Source organism: Micromonospora sp. IBHARD004 (assembly GCF_052814115.1).
In genome coordinates this window covers 1,273,653-1,293,665 of record NZ_CP199934.1, presented here as the reverse complement: position 1 = coordinate 1,293,665, position 20,013 = coordinate 1,273,653, and the positions used below count along the sequence as shown (strand labels likewise).

Below are 20,013 nucleotides of genomic sequence, written 5' to 3'. Positions count from 1 at the left end.
GGACGCTGCGCTCGGCGCAGCTGACCTGGGGAGATGCTCCCAGCAGACCACTTGCGACGATGAATGCGAAGTGTCGTCAGGTTACAGAACTGTCACGAACGCGAGACAGGGCCCTCGGACGCCCGTCCGACGGTCCGGTGTGGGCGGTTCGTCACCCCCCACGGCCGCCCGTTACCGTTCCCGGTCGGGGAGGTGCCGGTGTACGTCGTATCGGTGATCAATTACAAGGGCGGGGTGGGCAAGACCACCATGACCGCCAACCTCGGGGCCGAGCTGGCCAACCGGGGGATGAAGGTGCTGCTGATCGACCTCGATCCGCAGGCCAGCCTCACGTTCAGCTTCTACGACCCGGACGACTGGCGGGACCGGTTGCGCGACGACCGCACGGTCAAGCGCTGGTACGACGGGCTGCGCGGGGACAGCTCCAAGGTCACCCTCGGCGAGCTGGTGGTCTCCCCCGGCCCGGCGAACGCGCACCTCAAGGGCGCCGGCCGGCTCGACCTGATCGCGTCCCACCTCCAGCTCGTCGACATCGACCTGGCGCTGGCCCGGGGCGTGGCCGACGGCGACGAGTACGACGCCGAGCTGTTCCGGGTGCGGGGCTCGCTCGCCGAGGGGCTGCACGACGCGGCGTTGGACCCGTACGACCTGGTGCTGATCGACTGCCCGCCGAACTTCAACGTGGTGACCCAGTCGGCGATCATCGCCAGCGACCACCTGCTCATCCCGGCGAAGGCCGACTACCTCTCCACGCTCGGCATCGACTACCTGCACGGCAACGTCCGGGAGCTGGTCGACCGGTACAACGCGGACTCCCGCCGGTTCGCCACCATCCGCCGGCACCACAAGGTGGCGCCGGGGATCGCCGGCGTGGTGTTCACGATGATCCAGCTGATGGCGCAGCGGCCGATCGCCGCCCACCAGGGCTACATGGACCAGGTGCGGGCGCTCGGCGTGCCGGTCTTCCCGACCGCGCTGCGGGAGAACGTCACGCTCTTCGCCACGAACACCCCGCGCGGGGTGCCGGTGGTGCTGCGGGACCGGGTCACCGCCCCGCCGGTCCGCGACGAGCTGCGGCAGATCACCACCGAGTTCCTCGCCCACCTCCAGCCAGCCGGAGCGACCGCATGACCGACCCGACGCGCGCCGCGCTGGCCCGGATCGCCGAGTTCCTGACCGGCCTCTCGGCGGCGGACCTGACCGAGCTGGCCGCCGGGCGGGCCCGCCTCGCACTGCTCCCGACCGACGCCCCCGCGTCGGTCACCACGCCGGCCACCGCACCCGCCGCAGCCGCGCCGAGCGCCGGACCGACGGGCGCGCCCGGCGCGGGCATGCCGAGCGCCGGGCCGGGGAGCGCGGCGGCACCCGCAGCCGTCCTGCCGCCGGCCGGGGCGTCCACTCCGGAGATCGAGCGGGCGCACGCCGCGCTCGCCGCCATGTCGCGGCGCGAGGACGGTACGGCGTACCTGGCGGCGTGGACCACGCGGGAGCTGCGCGCGTTGGCGGCGCGGGCGGGGCTGCGCGGGGTGACCGGGCTGCGGAAGGTGGAGCTGGTCGAGCGGCTCGTCGACCGCACCATCGGCTTCCGGCTCGACTCCACCGCCATCCGCCGGCGCTGAGGCGCACCGCCCCGGCGCGGCGACCGGGCGCAGCGGCCCGCCGAGGGCGGCCGCACCCGGGCGGGAGCGGGTAGCGCCGCGAGCGTCATGACTCTCCGGCATATTTATGACTGTCAGGCATATCGCTCGACGGACACCTGCCCGGACGGGCGCGACACGCCCGCACCGCCCGCGCAGCACGCCGGAGATCATCCAGCGTCGGGCCACGACGTGGACGGCCATCGGCGCGAGCGCCGGTCACATAGGCTGCACGGCGAGACACCTCGACGGTGAGGAGACCCGGATGGCCGACGGCACGACCCGGTACGTCGCCCTGCTGCGCGGGGTCAACGTCGGCGCCACCCGGCTCGCGATGGCCGACCTGCGCCGGCTGGTCACCGACCTCGGCCACGAGGAGGTGAAGACCTACCTGCAGAGCGGCAACGTGGTCTTCACCGGCCGGACGGCGGAGACCGCGAAGGTGGCGCGGGGCATCGAGCGGGCGCTCGCCGACGAGCTGGGGCTCGACGTACCGGTGCTGGTCCGCACCGGAGCCGAGCTGACGGCGGTGACCGCGGGCAGCCCGTACGCCGACCGGCAGGACGATCCGACCCGGCTGCTGGTGGCCTTCCTGTCGGCGCCGCCCGCGAAGACCCGCGTTGGCGCGCTGACGGTGCCGGCCGGGGAGAACGTCGAGTACACGGTGGCCGGTCGGGAGATCCACCTGCACTTCCCCGACGGCGGGTACGGCCGGTCGAAGTTCACCAACGCGTACCTGGAGAAGCAGCTCGGCGTGGTGGCGACCAGCCGCAACTGGAAGTCGGTGTGCGCGCTGCGCGACCTGGCGACGGGCTGACCGGCGGGTCCACCATCCGGCTGGACTTCATCTTCTCGATCTTGTCGGGTGGTCCACGGCCCCGTTACGCTCCCGGCCGCAACGTCATCCGTGAAAGGACCACCGTGACCGCTCCTGTCTCCGCCACCGCCCAGAAGTCCTGGCTGGTCGCCCTTCTGCTCTGCTTCTTCATCGGCCTGCTCGGCGTGCACCGCTTCTACGTCGGCAAGGTCGGCACCGGCGTCCTGCAGCTGATCACCTTCGGTGGTCTGGGCATCTGGACCCTCATCGACTTCATCCTGATCCTGGTCGGGTCGTTCAAGGACAAGCAGGGCCAGCCGCTCGCCAAGTGAGCACCGCGCGGCGGTGGAGGGGTCGGGCCCCGTGGTCCCGGCCCCTCCGCTGTGCGCCTAGAAGTGGTAGGCCGTGTGGTACTCCGGCACCACCACCCGGCTGCGCGGCGACGCCTTCCGCACGGCCGCGATGAGATCGTCGAGGCGCTCGCGGTCGCTCGGCGCGACGGTCGGCGGGTTGGTCAGCGGGGTCTCGAAGTTGTCCCAGTGCACCGGCACCACGACCTTCGGGTGATCGAGCGCCGCCATCAGCCGGGGCACGTAGTCGGCGGTCGACCTGGTCGCCGCCGAGGCCACCATCGCCACGTCCGGCGCCAGCCCGGTCAGGTTGCGCTCGTCGAGGTCGCTGGCCCCCATGAAGAAGACCGCCGGGCCGCCGGCGACCCGGATCTGGTACGCCAGGGTGTCGCCCTCCGGCAGGTCCGCGATGGTGGCCGGCTTCGACGGCGGGGTCACCCGCACCCCCGGGAAGGCCAGCGAGTACGCCCCGTTACGGCTGTGCAGCGAGCTGACCACCTCGACGGTGTAGTCGCCGAAGTCGAGCACCTCGCCGCCCTTGACCGGGCTGAGCTGCCCGGCCGGCACCCCGTACGCCAGGCCCAGGTGGTACGCGGTCAGGGTGCCGAAGACCCGGGCGCCGGTCCGGCCGGCGATGTGCGGCACGTCGTTGAAGTGGTCCCAGTGGGTGTGCGTGACCAGCACGTTCTCGGCCCGGTCGACGTGCCGGTCGACGACGGCGGTGTCCACCCGGAGCGGGCTGGCCGGGTCGAAGGCGCCCCGGAACAGGCCGGTGTCGTAGCGGCTCAGGTAGGGGTCGACCAGGACGGTCCGGTCGCCGATGTCGATCCGCCAGCCGGACGTACCCCACCAGCGGAAGCTGACCGCGCCGCGGCGCCGGCCGATGGTGGCGCCGAGCGGCGCGGTGGCCGGCGGCGCGGCCTGGGCCGGCGCGGTCAGCGCGGCGGCGGCGAGCCCGCCCGCGGAGACGGCGGCGGTGCCGACCGCGGCGTCGCGGAGCAGGCGGCGACGGTCGATGCCGGGCGTGCGGTTCTCGGGCATGGTGGGTCCTCCCCGTGAGGTTCGGTGATCGGTAGATCCACCCCACCACCAGGACGAGCCCCACGTCCAAGATCGACCAGCCGCACCGGCGATATCCGGTCGCATATCGCCGCAGCTCACGACGGGTGCCGACGCCCACGGCCGGCCGGAAACTCAGCCGGCGCGCAGCGCCTCGACGGCTTCCCGGGCGGCCTCGCCCATCGCCAGGTCCACGTCGATCCGGCGGGTGTCGAGCCGCTCGGTGCGGGCGGAGACGGCGATCGCGTACCGGCCGCCGTCGGGGTACTCGGCGACGCCGGCCTCCAGGTGCAGGCCCGGTAGGGTGCCGCTCTTCGCGGCGACCCGCACCCCGGGCGGGAAGCCGGAGGCGAGCCGGGTCCAGAGGAGCTGGCGGCCCATCAACTCCCGGACCGTCGCGCAGGCGGCGGGCGGTCCGGCCTCGTCCCGCCAGATCAGGCCGAGCAGCCGGGTCAGCTCCCGGGCGGTGCTGGACGTGGTGTGCGCCGGGTCGAAGACCCGCATCGCCCGGACCCGCTCCGGGGGCAGCGTCGGGAAGATCCGGGCGAAGTCGCCCTCGGTGCAGGCGCCGACGTCGGCGAGCATCGTCTCCACCAACTGCCGGGGGCCACCCACGATCCGGGTACGCGACAGCCCCAGCTCGGCGGCGAGCATCGGCACCACGTCCGGGCCGACCCAGCGCAGCAGCAGGTCGGCGGCGGTGTTGTCGCTGACCGACATGGCGAAGTACGCCAGGTCGCGCAGGGAGACCTCGGCGTCGTCGGCGCAGCCGGCGATCCCCCACCCGCCCAGCCGGTCGTCGGCGCGCACCAGCACCCGCTCGGTCGGGTCGAGCTGACCGGCGGCAGCCTGCCGGGCGAACTCCAACACCAGCAGGATCTTGAACACCGAGGCGATCACCACCTGCTCATCCGCCCGAACCCCCACCTCAAGCCCCCCACCCCCGCCCTCCACCGGGACCACATGCAGGTTCCCCCGAACCCCCACCCGCCCGAAGATCTCCCCAACCTGCTCCCCCACACCCATCCCCCCACGCTAACCCCGCCCCCCGCCTCGTCGATCTTGCACTTCGGGTCCGCGTCTCGCGGCGTTCACCCGAAATGCCCGGGCCCCAACCGCAAGATCGCCGGAAGGGGAGGTGCCGCCGGCCGAGGGGTGGGCCGTTAGGTATGGGGCAGCCGGCGCCAGAGCAGGAGGGCGGCGATGAGGACGACGGTGGCGACGGGGATCGTCAGGGCGGCCGGCCAGGGGCCGCGTTGCGGGCGGCCGGCGTGCCGGACGGTCAGGTCGGGCAGCAGGCCGGTGGCGAGCTGCAGGTCGAACACCTGGCAGGTCTGCATGCCCAGTTCGCAGGTGTCGCCCGTGTCGAAGCGGGACAGTGTCCGGCGGGTGCCGACGCCGAGCTGCACCTCGGTCAGCGACAGCTGCCCGGCGGCGTTCGCGGTCGCGGCGACCACGCTGCCCGCCGAGCGCCAGCCCAGGAGCTGCACGACGTCCTGGACCGGCGCCGGCGGCACGCCGCCGCCGGCGGTGATGGCGACGAAGTCGACGTTGCCGGAGATCGACAGGAACACGCCGTGGTTGGTGTTGCCGCCGGCGGTACCGTCGAATGGCCCGTCCGCGGCCCACGGCACGGTGGCGAGGAACCTGCCGTCCGGCGACCAGCCGACGTTGGCGGCCAGCTCGCGACCGACCGGGAGGCGGACGCTGCCGGACTCGCGGCCGTCGAGGTCGATGAGGTGGGCCTCCTGGCCGACCTGCACGGCGAGCCGGCGACTGTCCGGCGCGAACGCCGCCGTCCACGCCGGTCTGGCGGCCGGCACCTCGGTGCTCCGCCCGGTCGACAGGTCGAGCAGCCGCAGCGTGCCGGTGCGGGCCACCTCGGGGTCGACGAAGTTGACGCTGCCGAATTCGCCGGAGCCGGCGAGGGGCGCGGCGCTGTACGCGACGTGGCGGCCGTCGGGCGACCAGGCCAGCAGCCGCACGCCGACCGGGTCGCCGAGCGGGATCGACCGGCGCTCGCCGGTGGTCAGGTCGACGAGGACCAGGTCGCCGGTCGCGCCGCGGTCGTCGCCGAGCAGCACGCGGGTGCCGTCCGGGGCCAGCAGCGCCGACGGGCGGTTGCGCTCCTGCAGGGCGTCGACCTGCCGGTACGTGTCCCGGTCGGCCCCGACGACCAACGGCTGGAACATGTTGAACAGTTCGCCGTTGCCGTAGCCGTAGAGGGCGATCGCGCGGCCGGGCGGGGCCTTGGTGACGGTGCTGGTGAGCAGCGAATACCCGGCGAGGCGGTCAGGCAGGCCGGGCTTCTTCGACGGGGCGCCCGGCTGGGCCGGAAGCTGCACGCCGGGCACGACCAGGACGGCGAGGGCGAGCACGACGACCGCCCACACCGCGGCGGTGCCGATCCGCCGGCGGTGGGCCGAGCGACGGCCCAGGGTGAGCACGGTGTCCAGGTAGCCGGCCGGCATCGGCGGCGCCGGCTCGTCCGGCAGGGTGGCGAACAGGTCTCTCATGGGATGTCCGACCCTCCCGGCACGTAGTTCGGCAGCAGGCGTCGCAGCGCCGCGATGGCGTACGACGTCTGGCTCTTGACGGTCCCGGTCGAGCAGCCCAGCGCCGCCGCGGTCCGGGCGACGTCTAGGTCCTCCCAGTAGCGCAGGACCAGCACCGCACGCTGCCCGCGGGACAGCTTGCCGAGCGCGGCCAGCAGGTCGATGCGGTGTTCGGCGCCGGCCAGCGGCGCACCCGAGGGCCCGGCCACGTCGGCGGCGGGGCGGACCCGGCGGGTCCAGGTGCGCTCCCGCTCGGCCAGGTAGGCGTGGACCAGCATCGCCCGCACGTAGGCGTCGATCGAGTCCGCCGCCGACGCCTTCCGCCAGTGCCGGTACAGCGCGACCAGACACTCCTGCACCAGATCGTCAGCGGCCGACCACTCTCCGCACAGCCGGTGTGCGAGCCGCCGCAGCGACGGCGTGCGCGCCTGCACGTAGTCGACGTATTCCCGTTCATCCCGCAACCCGACCTCCCCGCAACACTATGAGTGGTCCGGGACCCGATTCGGTTGTGGCTTCGGAGGACTAGGGTGCGGGAGTGGATCTGCTGCGGCATCTGCGGCACTTCGTGGTGGTCGCGCGGGAGCTGCACTTCGGGCGGGCGGCGGAGGAGCTGGGGATGGCGCAGCCGCCCCTGAGCCAGTCGATCCAGCGGCTGGAACGCGAACTCCAGGTCGAGCTCTTCGACCGGTCCCGGCGGCAGGTCCGGCTCACCACCGCCGGTCAGCTGCTGCTCGGCGAGGCCGACGAGCTGCTCGCCGGGGAACAGCGGCTGCGCAACCTCATCCACCAGGTACGCCGGGGCGCGCTCGGCGTGCTGCGGGCCGGCGTACCGCCGGAGACGCCGGCGGTGACCCTGCGCGCGCTGCTGGACCGGCTCGCCGCCGAGGCGCCCGGGCTGGAGGTCGACCTGCACGAGCTGACCAGCGCCGAGCAGGTCCGGATGCTCGCCGAGGGCGGGCTCGACGCCGGCCTGCTGCACCACCCGGTGGACTCGGCCGGGCTGCGGTTCGGCCCGGCGGTGGACGTACCGCTGGGGGTGCTGCTGCCGCGGGCCTCGCCGCTGGCCCGCGGCCGGCAGGTCCACCTGGCCGAGCTGGCCGGGCTGGATCTGGTCACCGCGCCCCCGGCGACCGCGCCCGGCCTGCACGACCACGTCCTGGCGGTGTGCCGGCGGCACGGCTTCACGCCCGGCCGGGTCCGGCCCGCCCGCAACCCGGAGTTCCTCTTCGGCCTGGTGCTGGCCGGGGGCGCGGTGGCCGTCGAGCCGGCGGCGCTGGCCCGCCGGGAGCCCCGGATCGCGTGGCGGCCGGTGGTCGGGGCGCCGCTGGTGAAGCGGACGTCGGCGGCCTGGCCGGACCGTTCGCCGCACCCGGCCGCGCCGATGTTCGGGCAGCTCGCGGCCGAGGTGCTGGCCGTCGCCGAGCCGCCGGCCGCAGCGCCGGCGATCGTCCCGGCCGCGCGGCCCTGGCCGGTGCTCTTCGAGGCCGGCCGGGGCGGAAAGTTGCCCTCCTGATCTCCCGGAGTGGGCCACCGCGATCTGGGGCTGAGCGGGCAGCTTGTCGCAGATCACCCGGCCGGACCGTGAAGAAACCGCCTGGCCGGGTAGAACATCACGGTGGCACGCCCGGCTCCGCGCGTGGACGCGCTTCCGGGCACCCCGACGATGGGAGAACCAGCGGAATGGCCGCGAACACGATTCCCGACATCTCACTCAACGACGGCAACACCATCCCGCAGCTCGGCTTCGGGGTCTTCCAGATCGAGCCGAAGGACACCGTGGCGGCGGTCGGCAAGGCCCTGGAGGTCGGCTACCGGCACATCGACACCGCCGAGATGTACGGCAACGAGGCCGAGGTCGGGCAGGCGGTCCGCGCCTCCGGGCTGGACCGCGGCGAGGTCTTCGTCACCAGCAAGCTGAACAACGGCTTCCACCGGCCCGACGACGCCCGCAAGGCGTTCGAGTCGACGCTGGAGGCGCTGAGGTTCGACTACCTGGACCTGTTCCTGATCCACTGGCCGCTGCCGACCCTCTACGACGGCGACTTCGTCTCCACCTGGAAGGTGCTGGAGGAGCTGCGGCGCGACGGTCGGGTCCGGTCGATCGGGGTGTCGAACTTCCAGGTGGCGCACCTGGAGCGGCTGGCCGCCGAGGCGGACGTGGTGCCGGCGGTGAACCAGATCGAGGCGCACCCGTACTTCGGCAACGAGGAGGTGCGCGCGTACGACAAGGCGCACAACATCCTGACCGAGGCGTGGTCCCCGATCGCGCAGGGCAGAGTGCTCGACGACCCGACGATCGTCGACATCGCCCAGCAGGTCGGCCGCACCCCCGCCCAGGTGGTGCTGCGCTGGCACGTGCAGCGCGGCGACATCGTCTTCCCCAAGTCGACCACCCCGAAGCGGATCGAGGAGAACTTCCACATCTTCGACTTCGAGCTGGACGACGCGGCGATGGACCGGATCACCGGGCTGAACAAGGGCGAGGCCGGACGTCAGGGCCCGAACCCGGACACCTTCGACTTCGTACCGAGCTGACGTAACGCGGCGGAACAGCGCGGCGCAGGTAAGGAGGGGGGCCCGGAAGGGCCCCTTCCTCGCGTACGAAAGGACCACCTCGCCGCGATGATGTCCCGCCGTCTCCCCTTGGCCCTGCTGTCGTTGCTGATCGTCGCCGGAGTCGGCGCCTGCGGGCCGACCGCGGCCCCGCGGGCCAGCCAGTGGTCCGCGCCGCCGACACCCTCGGTGACGCCCCCGCCGCCGCTGCGGCCCGCGCCCACCACAGCCGCCCAGGTCCGCAGCCGGGTGAAGGCCGCGATGCTGGACCTGGACGCCGACTTCCACCCGGAGACGGCTGACTACGCCGAGGAGAGCACCGAGGCGGTGAAGCTGATCGCGCCCTGCCGGGACAGCCTGGCGTCGGACCGCAAACGCAGCGGCCAGCGGGAGCGGCTCTGGCGCGGGAAGAAGATCTGGCTCCGCCAGTACGTGGTCGGCTACCTGAAGGTGCCCGGCCGCAAGCTCGCCGACGAGCTGCGCGCGACCCTGGCCAAGTGCAAGCAGTACACGTACTCGTCCGACGGCAAGGTGTCGACGATCGTGCGCCCGTCGCCCCCGCTGCTGCCGGACGGGCCGGAGACCATCACCTTCTGCGAGCGGCTCGCCAGCAGCCGCCCGTTCCACCAGTGCACGCTGCTGCTGGCCCGGGGCAACTTCGTGCTGGAGATCGACGCCTCCGACGAGAACGGCGACCTGGCGGCCACCCAGAAGCTGCTGACTCGGCTGGCGCCGCTGGCGGTCACCGCCCTGCAGAAAGCGGCCTGATCCCTCAGGAGCCGACTCGCTCGGCGATCCGGTGGAACGCCGCCTGGGTCGCCGAGCCCGGTTCGGGGACGTAGACGATCAGCCGCTGGTCGGTCTCCGGGACGTGCAGCACCCGGCACTCGAACTCCAACGGCCCCAGCACGGGGTGGTCGATCCGCTTGACGGTCGGGCGGCGCTCGCCGACCTCGTGCTCCGCCCAGAGCGCGGCGAACCGCGGCGACACCCCGAGCAGTTCGGTGACCAGCGTGGCGATCGCCGGGTCGCCCGGGTAGCGGCCGTACGCGGCGCGCAGGTCGGCCACCGAGGTACGGGCGAACCGCAGCACCTCCGGGTCGTCCCAGTACGACCCGGGCACCGCGCGGCGGAACATCCAGCGGATCATGTTCCGCTCCTCGGCCGGCACCGCCGACAGCTCGCCGACGAACCAGGTGGCCAGCCGGTTCCAGGCCAGGACCTCGTAGCTCGCGTCGACCAGGTACGCCGGGGTCCCGGTCATCGAGTCGAGCAGGTGCCGCAGCCCGTCGGACACCTCCCGGCTGGGCCCGGCGGACTCCGGGGCGCTCTCCCCCGCGACCCGGAACAGGTACGCCCGCTCGTCGCGGGTGAGCAGCAGCGCCCGGGCCAGCGCGGCGAGCACCTGCCGGGACGGGTGCGGCCCGCGCCCCTGTTCGAGGCGGATGTAGTAGTCGATGGACATGCCGGCGAGCTGGGCGACCTCCTGACGGCGCAGGCCGGGCGTGCGGCGGCGTACCCCGTCGGGGAGGCCGACCTCGGCGGGGCGCAGCCGGGCGCGGCGGCTGCGCAGGAAGGCGGCCAGCTCGTCACGGCGCAGGGTCGTCATGCCTCCAGCTTGCCGCACCCGGCGCCGCCGAGGGTGGTACCGCCGGTCCCAGCATCGGCCGGCCTCTCCCGGCCGACCGCGCCGGGCGGCAGGCTCGACGGCATGACGACATCGACGATCGCCCTGATCACCGGGGCCAACAAGGGAATCGGCCTGGCCACCGCCCGGCAGCTCGGCGCGCGCGGGTGGACCGTGCTGGTCGGCGCGCGGGACGCCGCGCGCGGCCGGGAGGCGGAGCGGGCGCTGCGCGACGGCGGCGCGGACGCCCGGTTCGTGCCGCTCGACGTCACCGACGAGGAGTCGGTCGCCGCCGCGGCCAAGCTGGTCGAGCAGGAGTACGGCCACCTGGACGTGCTGGTCAACAACGCCGGCATCATCCGGGCCGACGGTTCGGCGCTGCCCAGCGAGACCACCCTCGCGACGCTGCGCGAGGTGTACGAGACGAACGTGTTCGGGGTGGTGGCGGTGACCAACGCGCTGCTGCCGCTGCTGCGCCGGGCCCCGGCCGCCCGGATCGTGAACGTCTCCAGCGAGGTCGGCTCGATCGCGGTGATGACCGACCCGCAGGGCGCCCTGTTCGAGCTCACCTCGGTGCCGTACCCGTCGTCGAAGGCGGCGCTGAACATGGTCACCGCGATGTACGCCAAGGAGCTGCGGGACACCCCGATCAAGGTGAACGCCGCCAACCCCGGCTACTGCGCCACCGACCTCAATCACCACAGCGGGTTTCGTACGGCCGAGCAGGGCGCCGAGGTCAGCGTGCACCTGGCGACGCTGCCGGCGGACGGGCCGAGCGGCCTGCTGTGGGGGTTCCAGATGGACGCCGGCGGCGGCTACGGGGTACTGCCCTGGTGACCGCTTGACTTCGCGCGCACTCGAAGGTCGAGGGTGGTCGGCGTCGGCTCTCATCCCACGGGGAGGACACCCATGAGATACCGCACGATCGGCACCGACCCGGCCACCCGCCGCGAGGTCAGCGTGCTCAGCCTCGGCGCGATGCTCTTCGGCACCGCCACCGACGAGGCCACCTCGTACGCCATCCTCGACCGGTACGTCGAGGCCGGCGGCACCTTCATCGACACCTCCGACAACTACGCGTTCTGGATGAACGGCGGCCAGGGCGGGGAGAGCGAGGAGCTGCTCGGCCGGTGGCGGCGCAGCCGGGGCGTCGGCGACGAGATCGTCGTCGCCACCAAACTCGGCGCGCGGCCCCTCGCCCCCGGCACCAGCTACATCGACAACCCGGAAGGGCTGTCGGCGAAGGTGATCCGGGAGTCCGCCGAGCGCAGCCGGGAACGGCTCGGCATGGACCGGCTGCATCTGCTCTACGCGCACATCGAGGACCGGACCGTGCCGGCGGAGGAGACCGTGACGGCCTTCGCCGAGCTGGTCGCCGAGGGCACGGTGGGCCTGCTGGGGGCGAGCAACCACCGGGCCTGGCGGGTGGAGCGGGCCCGCGCGCTCGCCGCCGCGGCCGGCCTGCCCGGGTACGAGGTGCTCCAGTACCACCACAGCTACCTGCAACGGCGCTTCGACGTGCCCAGCGAGCTGGACCCGGACGGCGACGTCGGCGCGGTCGGCCCGGACCTGGCCAGCTACCTGCGGGCCGAGCCGGAGCTGGCGCTGGTGGCGTACTCGCCGCTGATCCGGGGCGGCTACACGCGGGCCGACCGGCTCGGTTCCGCGTACGACCTGCCGAGCACGCCGGTGCGGCTGGCCGCGCTGCGGGAGGTGGCGGCACAGGCCGGGGCGACGGTGAACCAGGTGGTGCTGGCCTGGCTGATGGGCGGTGACGTGCCGGCGATCCCGCTGGTGGGGGCGTCGTCGGTGGCGCAGCTCGACGAAAGCCTGGCCGCGGTGGACCTGACGCTGACCGCCGAGCAGCGTGCCCGGCTCGACGCGGCGCGCTGACCCGGACGCCGAGGGCGGCGGCATCGGCTGCCGCCCTCGGCGCTACGCAGTCAGGTCGACGCGCCAGTCGTTGGAGCGCATCAGGTGGCCGGGCGGGTACTCGAACTGGGTCTCGCCGAGCAGGGTGAAGCCGGCCTTGCGGCAGACCGCGTTCGACGGCGGGTTGTCCACCGACGGGTAGGCGTGCGCCCACCGCCGGTCGCCGCGCGCCGCGGCCGCCGCGATCGCCGCGCGCACCCCCGCGGTCGCCAGCCCTCGGCCCTGGTACGCGGGCAGCACCGCCCAGCCCATCTCGTAGACCTGCTCGCCGCGCCACTCCCGGTCCCAGTAGCCGACGCTGCCGACCTTCACCCCATCGGGCAGCACGATGGTGAACATGTGGCCGCTGCGCGGGCCGGGGCCGCGCACGTACCGCTCGTGCCGGGCGATCACCTGTTCCTCGGTCTCCGGCCCTCCGGTGTGCGCGCGGACCTCCGGCGCGTTGAGCTGCCGCAGCAGGTCGAGGTCGCCCTCGTTCCACGGCTCGATGCGCACCTCGGTCATTTCGCTCCCGTTCTCGCGACGGCTCATTGAACCAGCCGCCACCGACGATTCCGTGCATCTCACCCTCGACCACCGAAGTGCCCATGCTCCGAGCCGCTAGATCGGATCTAGCGCGCGCTCGCCGTCCTCTCGCGCCTGAAGGTTGAAGCCCGACCGAGGTGGGAGGGGCGCATGACGCCGCTGAGGCTTGCCGTGATCATCGGCAGCACCCGTGAGGGACGCATGGGCGACCGGATCGGCCACTGGTTCGTCCACCAGGCGCAGCAGCGCGACGAGATGGCGGTGACCGTCGTCGACCTCGCCGGGTACGACTTCCCCGCCAGCTATCCGGCGGAGCCGACCGCGACGATGCGGTCGTTCGCGCAGCAGGTGAGCCGGGCGGAGGCGTTCGTCGTGGTCACCCCCGAGTACAACCACAGCTTCCCGGCCTCGTTGAAACAGGCGATCGACTACGCGTACGACGAGTGGCAGGCCAAGCCGGTCGGCTTCGTGTCGTACGGCTGCCGTTCCGTCGGCCTGCACGCGGTCGACCAGCTCCGGACGGTCTTCACCGCCCTGCACGCCGTGACGGTACGCGACATGGTCGGCGTCGACCTGCTCTGCGGCGAGCCGACGCCGCAGGCCGAGGACCAGCTGCGCCAGGACTCCCGGGTCCTGCTCGACCAGCTCTGCTGGTGGGGTCTGGCGTTGCGCGACGGTCGCGCCGCGCGCCCGTACGTCTCCTGAAGGTGGAAGAGGAAGGTTGCGATCATGAGTAAGCGCACCACCGGCCTGGCCGTCGAGGCCGACGGCTTGACCCGGTCGTTCGGGGAGACCCGCGCGCTGGACGGCATCAATCTGCAGGTCCCTGCCGGCACCGTGTACGGGCTGCTCGGCCCGAACGGCGCCGGCAAGACCACGGCGGTACGGGTGCTGGCGACGCTGCTGCGCCCCGACGGCGGCCGGGCGCGGGTCTTCGGGCATGACGTCGTGAAGGAGGCTGACGCCGTTCGCGCCCGGGTCAGCCTGACCGGCCAGTACGCCTCGGTCGACGAGGACCTGACCGGGTTGGAGAACCTGGTGCTCCTCGGTCGGCTGCTCGGGCTGGGCAAGCCGGCCGCCCGCCAGCGGGCCGAGAGCCTGCTGGCCGCGTTCGGTCTGACCGAGGCGGCCGGCCGCCAGGTCAAGAAGTACTCGGGTGGCATGCGGCGGCGCATCGACATCGCGGCGAGCATCCTCAGCACCCCCGACCTGCTCTTCCTCGACGAGCCGACGACGGGTCTGGACCCGCGCAGCCGCAACCAGGTGTGGGAGATCGTCCGGGCGGTCGTGGCGCACGGCACGACGGTGCTGCTGACCACGCAGTACCTGGACGAGGCGGACCAGCTCGCCGGGCGGATCGCGGTGGTCGACCACGGCAAGGTGATCGCGGAGGGCACGCCGGGCGAGCTGAAGTCGTCGGTCGGTTCCGGCACGGTCCACCTGCGACTGCGCGACCCGGGGCAGCGGTCGGAGGCCGAGAAGGTGCTCCAGGCCGCACTCGGCGTGCCGGTGCAGCTCGAACCGGATCCGGTGGCGATGACGGCCCGGGTCGGCGGAGACGGTTCCGACCTCGACGCCAGCGTGCAGGCCGCCCGGGCGCTCGGGGAGCTGGCCCGCGCCGGCATCGTCGTCGACGACTTCTCCCTCGGCCAGCCGAGCCTGGACGAGGTATTCCTGGCCCTGACCGACCACCCCGCCGTCGAGGCCGACGAGCGGGACGACCAGCTGGAGGCAGCCCGATGAGCAACGTCGCTACCACGACCGGGCGGGCCCCGTCCGTCTACGTGCCGTCCGCCGAGGCGCTGGCGACCGTCCTCGCGCCCGGTGCGCGACCGCCCCGGCCGAGCGCGCTGTCGGCGTCGCTCACCTTCGGCTGGCGGGCGCTGCTGAAGATCAAGCACGTGCCGGAGCAGCTGTTCGACGTGACGGCGTTCCCGATCATCATGGTGCTGATGTTCACGTACCTGTTCGGCGGCGCTCTCGCCGACAGCCCGCGGGACTACCTGCAGTTCTTCCTGCCCGGCATCATGGTGACCAGCGTCGTGATGATCACCATGTACACCGGCGTCGGCCTGAACACCGACATCGAGAAGGGGGTCTTCGACCGGTTCCGGACGCTGCCGGTCTGGCGGCCGGCCGCGCTGGTCGGCATGATCTTCGGCGACGTGCTGCGTTACATCCTCGCCGCCCTGGTCATCCTCGGTGTCGGGCTGGCGCTCGGGTTCCGGCCCGACGGTGGGCTGCTCGGCGTGCTGGCCGGGATCGGTCTGCTGGTGGTGTTCTCGTTCGCGTTCTCCTGGGTCTGGACGTTCTTCGGGCTGATCCTGCGCAGCGAGAAGTCGGTGATGGGGGTCAGCATGATGGTGCTGTTCCCGCTGACCTTCCTGAGCAACGTGTTCGTCGACCCGGGCACCATGCCCGGCTGGCTCCAGGCGTTCGTCAAGGTCAACCCGATCACCCATCTGGTGGCGGCGGTGCGGGCGGCGATGGCGGGATCGTCCGACCCGACGAACACCATGTGGCTGCTGCTGTGGAGCGCCGGCTTCGTGGTGGTCTTCGGCGCGCTGACCATGTACCGCTACAACCGCCGCTGACTCGGACGCGAACCGGGGGTACCGCCGCGTCCCGCGCGGTACCCCCGTCGTCGTCGCACCCGCCGCTGCCAGACTGGGCGCATGTCCGTTGCCAGCAAACTTCAGATCAAGCCGGGACAGGACGTCGTGGTGCTGCGGAAGCCTGACGATGTGGAGATTGAGGGCACATCGAGCGGTGTGGTCGAGGATGTGGCCTCCGCCGACGGGGCCGTGGTCTTCGTGACCGCCGCAGCGGACGCCAACTCGGCACCGACCTCAACCGGGACACCCTCGCCGCCCTCCTCAGCCAGCGAGGGGTCCAACCGGTACGTCAGATCTCCGTCGACGGCACCTGGTCCGCGCTGAGATTCCGCCCCGCGGCCTGAGGATCACAGGGCTTCCCACGCCGGCGACCGTTTCGCGCGTCAGTCGAGCGGCTGGCGCGCCAAGGTGGGCGCCTCCTTCCCCGCCAGCAGCCAGCCGCCGACGTACGCGACCACCGGCAGGCCGACCAGGATCGCGGCCAGGTCGAGTACCGGCACGTGACCCAGCCAGTGCGACTCCCGGTGGTACCAGGCGAGCAACGCCAGGTACGCACCGGCGGTGCCGATCACCGCGCCGAGCAGGGCCAGGGCCCCGGCGGTCGCGGCGGTGAGCGCCCGCCGGGTGCCGCGCCGCGCACCGGCCGCAGTCAGTGTGCGCAGGTCCCGGGCAGTCTCGCTGCGGATCAATCCGACGGTCATGGCGAGCACGCCGAGGGCGACCGCGAAGCCGGTACCGGTGGCTTGGTCGGCCAGCCGCGCCAGGTCCGCTCCGGTAGGTCGGGTCTCCACGCTGAGCCCGGCGGCCAGCGCCGTCCGCTGTGCCTGGTCGATCTGGGCCTGGGTCAGCGGGCGCGGCGCCCGGAGCAGCCAGCCGGCCGGGATCGGCGTCAGGTGCAGCGACTGTACGGCGTGCGTGGTGAGCAGGGTGCCGGGCAGGGACGTGTACGTCGGCAGCGGCGCGTGCTGGAGCCGTGGGCGCCAGTCGCGGTACTTGCCGGGGAACAGGTCGTAGCTATCGAGGCCGGCCCGCGACGTGACGACGTCGGTGCCCGCGTCGATGCTCGTCGGGTCGATCCCGTAGTGCCCGAGCAACTCCGACGTGGCCACGAACAGCGGTACCGCGTCGGCGCTGCTGTACCTGAAGCCCTGGCGCCCGTCGACCGTTATGGGGTGCGGCTTGCCCAACTGCATGGGTTCCCCGCCGCCCGAGCCACCCACCTGCGGTGCGTTCGGGTCCACCGCCGCCTGCAACGGCAGCACGGAGGTGGCATGCAGGTCGGCGGAGATGGCGTCGACCCGCAGCCGTGCGTTCTCCGCCTGCGTGGGCGTGAGCGACGGCAGGGGTCCGTTGAGCGCGTTCTGAGACAGCCAGACGATGAGCTGGTCGGCGGGCAGGTTGCCGCCGGTGGGTGCCGCCGCCTTGGCCACGGACACGGCTGCGCCCAGCGCGACGGCGGCCGCGATGCCCACGGCGAGCGCGATCGCGGCCAGCGCCGCGCTCGACCGGGCCCGGTACCGCGCCAGGTCGCGCAGCGCCAGCCGCGGCGCCAATGGAGCGAGCCGCGCGAGCCGGCCCAGGCCGGCGATGCCCACCGGGGCGAGCAGCAGCAGCCCGAGGGCCGTGGCGAGGACGCCGCCGATGATGAACGACGGCTTGGTCTGCTGTGCCGCGACGAGTGAGCCGAGCCCGCCGAGTAGGAGTACCCCGCCGAGCGCTGCGAACCGGCGCGCGGGCCGCGGCGGCACCGGCCGCGCGGACAGGGCGGCGACGACGGGTACCCGTGCGGCGGCGCGTGCCGGCCACCACGCGGCGCAGACCGCGGTCAGGATCGCCAGCAGCACCGCGGCGAGCACCGGCAGCCAGGGCAGCTGGAAGCGGTCGATGCGGTGCCCGACGAGGGATTCCAGTCGCGGGCTGAACGCGAACCAGCCGGCGAGCCCGGCCGCGGCGCCGGCGAGCGCACCGACCACGCCGATGACGGCGCCGTTGGCCACCAGTACCAGTCGGATGTGCCGGTGGCTCGCGCCGATCGTGCCGAGCATGCCGAGCGCCCGCAGCCGACGCTGGGCCATCACGGTGAACCCGGCGACCGCCAGTAGGCCGACGAACAGCAGTCCGATCGTGGCCAGCATGAGCACCCCGACGCTGGCGGTGTCCGGCTCCTCGCCCCGGATCTCGACCGACACCCCGTCGGGCAGGGTCTTCCCGGCGAACTCGGTCTGGGTGGCCCGGATCAGCACGATGACGTGGTCGGGCGGGGTGGCCCGGCCAGGCGCCACGAGGGCGAAGCGGTCGAGCAGGTTCAGCGGGTTCTCGACCAGGCCGACCACGGTCCGGTGCCGGCCGCCCTGGTCCCAGGTGCCGCCGAGGTGCAGGTTGAAGATCTTCGCCACGCGGTCGGTGACGGCGATCTCGTCCGGGCCCTGCGGGTACCGGCCGGCATTCAGCCGCAGCATCGACCTGGCGTAGGGGCCGCGTGGGTCCTGCGCCCGCAGGTCGACCGGGTTCGCCGAGCCCGGCACCGGGATATTCTGGTGCTCGATCACCTCGGCCGTGCCGAAGGCGGTCCGCAGCGCGGCCACGTCGGCGTCTAACTGCGCGCCCGTGCTGCTCACTGTCACCAGGTGGTCGGCGGTACCGAACGACGAGGACTGCGTTCCCAACGTGTTGGCGGCGACGCCGAGGCCGGCCGTGGTGGCCGCGACGGCGACCAGCAACAGGGCCAGCACCAGCGACTGCTGGCGCCACTCCCGGCGGAACAACCGCCACGCCCAACGCACCACGGCCCGCCGGGCCGCCATCCCGCCGTGGCCGCTACCGAGGACGAGCGGCGGATCCTGGACGTCGACGCTCATCGGGCCGGCTCGCCGGTGAGCAGGGAGTCCGGCCCCGGGCGGGCGGCGGTACGGTCGACGATGCGGCCGTCGCGGATGAACACCACCTGGTCCGCCCACGAGGCGAGCTGCGCGTCGTGGGTCACCACCACCGCGGCCAGCCCACGCTTGCAGGCCGACAGCACCAGCCGCATCACCGCCTCGCCGTTGGCCGAGTCGAGGGCGCCGGTGGGCTCGTCGGCGAGCAGCAGCCGGCGGTCGCCGACGACAGCTCGGGCGATCGCGACGCGCTGCCGCTCACCGCCGGACAGCTGGTCGGGGAACCGGGACGCCCGGTCGGCGAGGCCCAGCTCCTCCAGCGCGCGCAGCCCGGCGGCCCGTGCCCTGCCGGCCGACACGCCGTCCAACTCCAGCGGCAGCGCCACGTTCTCGGCCGCGGTCAGTCCGGGCAGCAGGTTGAAGTCCTGGAACACGTACCCGATCGCGCGCCGGCGCAGCCGGGCCCGGTCGTCACGCGACATCGAGGACAGTGACCGGCCGGCCACGAGCACCTCACCGGCGGTCGGCGACTCCAGCGCGCCGGCGATGGTCAGCAGCGTGCTCTTGCCCGAACCGCTGGGCCCCATCACCGCCACCATCTTCCCCGCCTCGACGGACAGGTGCACCTCGCGCAGCGCGTGCACCTCGTCCGCGCCGTCCAGGTAGGTCTTCGACACCCCGCGCAGTTCCAGCACGTCGCTCATCGACGAACCCCCGTCCGGCGCCGGATCTGCGGCGCGGGCGGCGCCTTGGCGGTTGCCCGAGGCTCCAGCGCGGCGCGTTTGAGTCGCCCGTCGGCGGTGTCCAGCCACCGCACGACCGAATCCAGCCGATAGAGCTCCGCGTCGACCACCAGAGCCAGACCGAGGTCGAGGTCGGCTTCCTCCTCCTTGAGCCGGGTCCACTGCTGCATCAACTCCACCAGGTAGCGCCGGTGCGCCTGGATCACCTCGTGCACGTCGACGCCGGGCAGGCGTACCGCGACCAGGATCTTGATGACCAGCTCGTCGCGGGGCGGCGACGCCAGGTCCGGTGGCGTACGCAGCCAGCCGGCCAGCTCCTCGGCGCCGTCGGCGGTGATCCGGAAACCCTTCTGCGGCCCGGGATCGGCGTCGTCGTCGGACTCCACCAGGCCGTCGCGCTCCAGCCGCTGGAGCGTCGTGTACACCTGCCCGACGTTGAGCGGCCACACCTCGCCGGTCCGCGCCTCGAACTCCTCCCGCAGCTGAAGGCCGTACTTCGGGCCCTCGCTGAGCAGCGCCAACAGCGCGTGCCGGATGCTCATGACGTCACCACCCTCGATATCATGCTGCGTATGATACTCGGTATACAGCACTCTGTCCGGGCTAGTCAGGAAGTTGACAGGCGGTATCAGCCGCCTCGGCTGGACCGTGTGCCGACGTGCAGGTCCGGTGGTCATCGACTACTTGTTAACTAGCGCTACGACCGCAGTCCGGCCAGATA

The 20,013-nt window shown here is 73.0% G+C and carries 22 protein-coding genes; 13 read left to right on the top strand and 9 right to left on the bottom strand.

Annotated features, from left to right (window positions below; translation table 11 throughout):
• Positions 1-198 precede the first annotated feature (198 nt).
• The 4 genes from ACTWO6_RS06365 to ACTWO6_RS06350 all read left to right on the top strand — a co-directional run bounded on the left by ACTWO6_RS06365 (position 199) and on the right by ACTWO6_RS06350 (position 2,786).
• Positions 199-1,131: a ParA family protein gene (locus tag ACTWO6_RS06365; RefSeq protein WP_446218723.1), complete on the top strand. Its 933-nt coding sequence runs from the start codon at positions 199-201 to the stop codon at positions 1,129-1,131.
• On the top strand, positions 1,128-1,619 hold the full coding sequence (locus ACTWO6_RS06360) for a hypothetical protein (RefSeq protein ID WP_446218722.1): 492 nt from the start codon (positions 1,128-1,130) through the stop codon (positions 1,617-1,619). Before ACTWO6_RS06365 ends, ACTWO6_RS06360 begins: the two co-directional genes overlap by 4 nt.
• Positions 1,620-1,902: 283 nt before the next feature.
• On the top strand, positions 1,903-2,454 hold the full coding sequence (locus tag ACTWO6_RS06355) for a DUF1697 domain-containing protein (protein WP_446218721.1): 552 nt from the start codon (positions 1,903-1,905) through the stop codon (positions 2,452-2,454).
• A 104-nt stretch (positions 2,455-2,558) separates the two neighbouring features.
• Positions 2,559-2,786, top strand: a complete 228-nt coding sequence (locus tag ACTWO6_RS06350; protein ID WP_446218720.1) for a TM2 domain-containing protein — start codon at positions 2,559-2,561, stop codon at positions 2,784-2,786.
• Between the two features lie 57 nt (positions 2,787-2,843).
• Here the strand turns inward: ACTWO6_RS06350 and ACTWO6_RS06345 are convergent, their stop codons facing one another.
• From ACTWO6_RS06345 to ACTWO6_RS06330, 4 genes are all read right to left on the bottom strand, one after another.
• A complete protein-coding gene (locus tag ACTWO6_RS06345; RefSeq protein WP_446218719.1) occupies positions 2,844-3,845 on the bottom strand; it encodes an MBL fold metallo-hydrolase in 1,002 nt (333 codons plus the stop codon).
• 153 nt (positions 3,846-3,998) lie between these two features.
• On the bottom strand, positions 3,999-4,889 hold the full coding sequence (locus ACTWO6_RS06340; protein WP_446218718.1) for a serine hydrolase: 891 nt from the start codon (positions 4,887-4,889) through the stop codon (positions 3,999-4,001).
• A gap of 137 nt (positions 4,890-5,026) precedes the next feature.
• Positions 5,027-6,379: a hypothetical protein gene (locus ACTWO6_RS06335; protein ID WP_446218717.1), complete on the bottom strand. Its 1,353-nt coding sequence runs from the start codon at positions 6,377-6,379 to the stop codon at positions 5,027-5,029.
• Complete coding sequence (locus ACTWO6_RS06330) at positions 6,376-6,882, bottom strand: SigE family RNA polymerase sigma factor (RefSeq protein WP_446218716.1); 507 nt, start codon at positions 6,880-6,882, stop codon at positions 6,376-6,378. The genes ACTWO6_RS06335 and ACTWO6_RS06330 overlap by 4 nt, the downstream gene beginning before the upstream one ends.
• A gap of 74 nt (positions 6,883-6,956) precedes the next feature.
• Here ACTWO6_RS06330 and ACTWO6_RS06325 point away from each other — a divergent pair, with 74 nt between their 5' ends.
• From ACTWO6_RS06325 to ACTWO6_RS06315, 3 genes are all read left to right on the top strand, one after another.
• On the top strand, positions 6,957-7,934 hold the full coding sequence (locus tag ACTWO6_RS06325) for a LysR family transcriptional regulator (protein ID WP_446218715.1): 978 nt from the start codon (positions 6,957-6,959) through the stop codon (positions 7,932-7,934).
• Positions 7,935-8,101: 167 nt separating this feature from the next.
• Entirely contained in the window at positions 8,102-8,956 is an 855-nt protein-coding gene (locus ACTWO6_RS06320) for an aldo/keto reductase (RefSeq protein ID WP_446218713.1), read from the top strand.
• A gap of 87 nt (positions 8,957-9,043) precedes the next feature.
• Complete coding sequence (locus tag ACTWO6_RS06315; protein ID WP_446218712.1) at positions 9,044-9,742, top strand: hypothetical protein; 699 nt, start codon at positions 9,044-9,046, stop codon at positions 9,740-9,742.
• A gap of 4 nt (positions 9,743-9,746) precedes the next feature.
• Here the strand turns inward: ACTWO6_RS06315 and ACTWO6_RS06310 are convergent, their stop codons facing one another.
• Entirely contained in the window at positions 9,747-10,583 is an 837-nt protein-coding gene (locus ACTWO6_RS06310) for a helix-turn-helix transcriptional regulator (protein WP_446218711.1), read from the bottom strand.
• Between the two features lie 102 nt (positions 10,584-10,685).
• Between ACTWO6_RS06310 and ACTWO6_RS06305 the strand changes: the two genes are divergently transcribed.
• Both ACTWO6_RS06305 and ACTWO6_RS06300 read left to right on the top strand, forming a co-directional pair.
• Positions 10,686-11,438, top strand: a complete 753-nt coding sequence (locus ACTWO6_RS06305) for an SDR family oxidoreductase (protein WP_446218710.1) — start codon at positions 10,686-10,688, stop codon at positions 11,436-11,438.
• Between the two features lie 72 nt (positions 11,439-11,510).
• Complete coding sequence (locus ACTWO6_RS06300) at positions 11,511-12,494, top strand: aldo/keto reductase (protein WP_446218709.1); 984 nt, start codon at positions 11,511-11,513, stop codon at positions 12,492-12,494.
• A gap of 42 nt (positions 12,495-12,536) precedes the next feature.
• Here ACTWO6_RS06300 and ACTWO6_RS06295 read toward each other — a convergent pair whose 3' ends face one another.
• Positions 12,537-13,037: a GNAT family N-acetyltransferase gene (locus ACTWO6_RS06295; RefSeq protein WP_446218708.1), complete on the bottom strand. Its 501-nt coding sequence runs from the start codon at positions 13,035-13,037 to the stop codon at positions 12,537-12,539.
• A gap of 171 nt (positions 13,038-13,208) precedes the next feature.
• On the opposite strand from ACTWO6_RS06295, the gene ACTWO6_RS06290 reads away from it, so the two are divergent.
• From ACTWO6_RS06290 to ACTWO6_RS06275, 4 genes are all read left to right on the top strand, one after another.
• Entirely contained in the window at positions 13,209-13,763 is a 555-nt protein-coding gene (locus ACTWO6_RS06290; RefSeq protein ID WP_446218707.1) for an NADPH-dependent FMN reductase, read from the top strand.
• A gap of 24 nt (positions 13,764-13,787) precedes the next feature.
• Positions 13,788-14,801: an ATP-binding cassette domain-containing protein gene (locus tag ACTWO6_RS06285; RefSeq protein WP_446218706.1), complete on the top strand. Its 1,014-nt coding sequence runs from the start codon at positions 13,788-13,790 to the stop codon at positions 14,799-14,801.
• The gene (locus ACTWO6_RS06280) at positions 14,798-15,652 is read left to right on the top strand and encodes an ABC transporter permease (RefSeq protein ID WP_446218705.1); all 855 of its coding nucleotides are present in this window, start codon (positions 14,798-14,800) and stop codon (positions 15,650-15,652) included. The genes ACTWO6_RS06285 and ACTWO6_RS06280 overlap by 4 nt, the downstream gene beginning before the upstream one ends.
• 81 nt (positions 15,653-15,733) lie before the next feature.
• Positions 15,734-15,997, top strand: coding sequence for a hypothetical protein (locus ACTWO6_RS06275; protein WP_446218704.1), 264 nt, complete (start codon positions 15,734-15,736; stop codon positions 15,995-15,997).
• A 59-nt stretch (positions 15,998-16,056) separates the two neighbouring features.
• On the opposite strand, the gene ACTWO6_RS06270 is transcribed toward ACTWO6_RS06275, so the two are convergent.
• The 3 genes from ACTWO6_RS06270 to ACTWO6_RS06260 are packed head-to-tail and all read right to left on the bottom strand — an operon-like array spanning position 16,057 to position 19,834.
• Positions 16,057-18,531, bottom strand: a complete 2,475-nt coding sequence (locus ACTWO6_RS06270; protein ID WP_446218703.1) for an FtsX-like permease family protein — start codon at positions 18,529-18,531, stop codon at positions 16,057-16,059.
• Positions 18,528-19,253, bottom strand: a complete 726-nt coding sequence (locus ACTWO6_RS06265) for an ABC transporter ATP-binding protein (protein ID WP_446218702.1) — start codon at positions 19,251-19,253, stop codon at positions 18,528-18,530. The genes ACTWO6_RS06270 and ACTWO6_RS06265 overlap by 4 nt, the downstream gene beginning before the upstream one ends.
• Positions 19,250-19,834 (bottom strand): PadR family transcriptional regulator, encoded by a 585-nt coding sequence (locus ACTWO6_RS06260; RefSeq protein WP_446218701.1) that lies wholly within the window; start codon positions 19,832-19,834, stop codon positions 19,250-19,252. The genes ACTWO6_RS06265 and ACTWO6_RS06260 overlap by 4 nt, the downstream gene beginning before the upstream one ends.
• Positions 19,835-20,013 lie beyond the last annotated feature (179 nt).

Excerpts from the sequence above, each read along its gene's own strand:
- ACTWO6_RS06360 (WP_446218722.1), top strand. The coding sequence starts at position 1,128 with ATGACCGACCCGACGCGCGCCGCGCTGGCCCGGATCGCCGAGTTCCTG.
- ACTWO6_RS06355 (WP_446218721.1), top strand. The coding sequence starts at position 1,903 with ATGGCCGACGGCACGACCCGGTACGTCGCCCTGCTGCGCGGGGTCAAC.
- ACTWO6_RS06345 (WP_446218719.1), bottom strand. The coding sequence starts at position 3,845 with ATGCCCGAGAACCGCACGCCCGGCATCGACCGTCGCCGCCTGCTCCGC.
- ACTWO6_RS06340 (WP_446218718.1), bottom strand. The coding sequence starts at position 4,889 with ATGGGTGTGGGGGAGCAGGTTGGGGAGATCTTCGGGCGGGTGGGGGTT.
- ACTWO6_RS06335 (WP_446218717.1), bottom strand. The coding sequence starts at position 6,379 with ATGAGAGACCTGTTCGCCACCCTGCCGGACGAGCCGGCGCCGCCGATG.
- ACTWO6_RS06320 (WP_446218713.1), top strand. The coding sequence starts at position 8,102 with ATGGCCGCGAACACGATTCCCGACATCTCACTCAACGACGGCAACACC.
- ACTWO6_RS06315 (WP_446218712.1), top strand. The coding sequence starts at position 9,044 with ATGATGTCCCGCCGTCTCCCCTTGGCCCTGCTGTCGTTGCTGATCGTC.
- ACTWO6_RS06310 (WP_446218711.1), bottom strand. The coding sequence starts at position 10,583 with ATGACGACCCTGCGCCGTGACGAGCTGGCCGCCTTCCTGCGCAGCCGC.
- ACTWO6_RS06305 (WP_446218710.1), top strand. The coding sequence starts at position 10,686 with ATGACGACATCGACGATCGCCCTGATCACCGGGGCCAACAAGGGAATC.
- ACTWO6_RS06300 (WP_446218709.1), top strand. The coding sequence starts at position 11,511 with ATGAGATACCGCACGATCGGCACCGACCCGGCCACCCGCCGCGAGGTC.
- ACTWO6_RS06295 (WP_446218708.1), bottom strand. The coding sequence starts at position 13,037 with ATGACCGAGGTGCGCATCGAGCCGTGGAACGAGGGCGACCTCGACCTG.
- ACTWO6_RS06290 (WP_446218707.1), top strand. The coding sequence starts at position 13,209 with ATGACGCCGCTGAGGCTTGCCGTGATCATCGGCAGCACCCGTGAGGGA.
- ACTWO6_RS06285 (WP_446218706.1), top strand. The coding sequence starts at position 13,788 with ATGAGTAAGCGCACCACCGGCCTGGCCGTCGAGGCCGACGGCTTGACC.
- ACTWO6_RS06280 (WP_446218705.1), top strand. The coding sequence starts at position 14,798 with ATGAGCAACGTCGCTACCACGACCGGGCGGGCCCCGTCCGTCTACGTG.
- ACTWO6_RS06275 (WP_446218704.1), top strand. The coding sequence starts at position 15,734 with ATGTCCGTTGCCAGCAAACTTCAGATCAAGCCGGGACAGGACGTCGTG.
- ACTWO6_RS06270 (WP_446218703.1), bottom strand. The coding sequence starts at position 18,531 with ATGAGCGTCGACGTCCAGGATCCGCCGCTCGTCCTCGGTAGCGGCCAC.
- ACTWO6_RS06265 (WP_446218702.1), bottom strand. The coding sequence starts at position 19,253 with ATGAGCGACGTGCTGGAACTGCGCGGGGTGTCGAAGACCTACCTGGAC.
- ACTWO6_RS06260 (WP_446218701.1), bottom strand. The coding sequence starts at position 19,834 with ATGAGCATCCGGCACGCGCTGTTGGCGCTGCTCAGCGAGGGCCCGAAG.